This is a genomic window from Arthrobacter sp. JCM 19049, assembly GCF_001310435.1.
Genome location: NZ_BAXF01000504.1, coordinates 1 through 1,523 on the forward strand (window position 1 = coordinate 1; position 1,523 = coordinate 1,523).

A 1,523-nucleotide genomic window follows, 5' to 3' on the forward strand; every position below is an offset into this window, starting at 1 on the left:
CACCCATTCCTCGGAGGCCGGTGGGCAGCCACGGCCCAGCCAGCTGTGCACCCCCTGGCCTTGTTCCCCGGCCCGGGCGGCCTGGCTGACATACTCCATGGCGCGCGGGAAGTTGCGCTCCAGTGCGGAGACCACCCCGGCGGCCATTGCCGAGCTTCCCCCGTAGGTTGCCGAAAGCATGCCCAGCTTCGCATCCGCCCGGCTGGCGGCGACCCCGGTGTCCACGAACGCCTGGTACAGGTCAGCGTCCTGCCCGGCTTGCTGCAGTGCAGTGTCCCCGGAAATGGCTGCGAGGATCCGCGGTTCCAGCTGGCGTCCGTCGGCCACCACGAACACCCGTCCGGCAGGGGCGGTGATCACCTGGCGGATATCGTGCGGCAGCTGCAGGGCCCGCCCGCCGGTGGCGGCCCAGCGCCCGGAGGCGACAGTGCCCAACACGTAATGCGGGTGGAAGCGCGCGTCGCGCACCCAGTGATCCAGCCAGGCATCCCCGTGGGTGCTGGCCAGCCGGGAGAGGTGCTTGTAGTGCAGCACCAGGTTGATCACCGGATCACGGTGCTGCTCCAGTTCCCAGGCGCGCACCGAACCCACCGGGTACCCGGCCCGCTGCAGGGCGCGCAGCAGCTCCTGGGGCGAATCCGGATTCAGTCCCGGGCTGTGCAGCGCCTGGCCGAGTTCGGTGGCCAGTTCCGCCAGTTTCGGTTCTCGCATCCCCTCCGGGACCCGGGCGCCCAGCTGTTCTCGCAGCAGGGCCCGGTGCGCGTTCGCATCCCAGGCCAACCCCGCGTGCTCCATCTCCGCGGCAATGACCGCGCCGATGCTCTCGGCACGCAGCAGCAGTTGCAGGCGGTGACGCTGTTGCGCGTCGATGGGCAGGGCCTGGCGCTGCTGCAGGTAGCGGGCCTCCAGTCCGGGCAGGTCCTCACCCTGGGAGGGTTCGGCGAACAGCGTGTCCTGACCCGGCTGGGCGGGACGGGCGGCACGTTCGTCCAGCTCCACATCGGGTAGGCGCTGGGAGACGAAGGGGCTGCGGTGCAGGATCCGCTGGGCCAGGTCCAGGACATGGGCCTTGGCCAGGTGCACGTCGGCCTCCAGCAGCGCAGGCATCCAGTTCGCGGTGCGGGAGATGACCCAGCGTGGGCTGTACTGGTCTTCCAGGCGCTGGACGGTGGCGGCAAAGTCCTGCCGGGACACCGTGATCGGTGGAGCCAGTTGCTTTCCATCGGCTTCCTCGCGCAGCAAAATGACTCCGAAGGCCTCATCGGTGCCGGTGGCGAGGAAGGCGAGTGTGGGCATGGCTTAATTGTGCCTTGGTGCCCGAGATTTCCCCATTCGGCCCCCTACGACCCTCCAGGCCAGGGGTGGCCGGTCACGGTAGGGGCATGAAATGGCTAGAGAACCTCCGACGGTGTGAACCGGCTGGTGTGGATCAGCGTTTTGTGGCGGTCCCGCCCCCGCCGCTGGCCACCGACCGCGCGGTGCCAACCGCGGCGCCCCAAATGTTTCCGAACCCCCGGCCCCGG

General features: G+C 69.6%; 1 protein-coding gene. It reads right to left on the reverse strand.

Annotated elements, in window-relative coordinates:
* The coding region (locus JCM19049_RS13840) for a bifunctional 3'-5' exonuclease/DNA polymerase (RefSeq protein WP_054821871.1) at nt 1-1,296 on the reverse strand (1,296 nt) is incomplete at its 3' end.
* Nucleotides 1,297-1,523 lie beyond the last annotated feature (227 nt).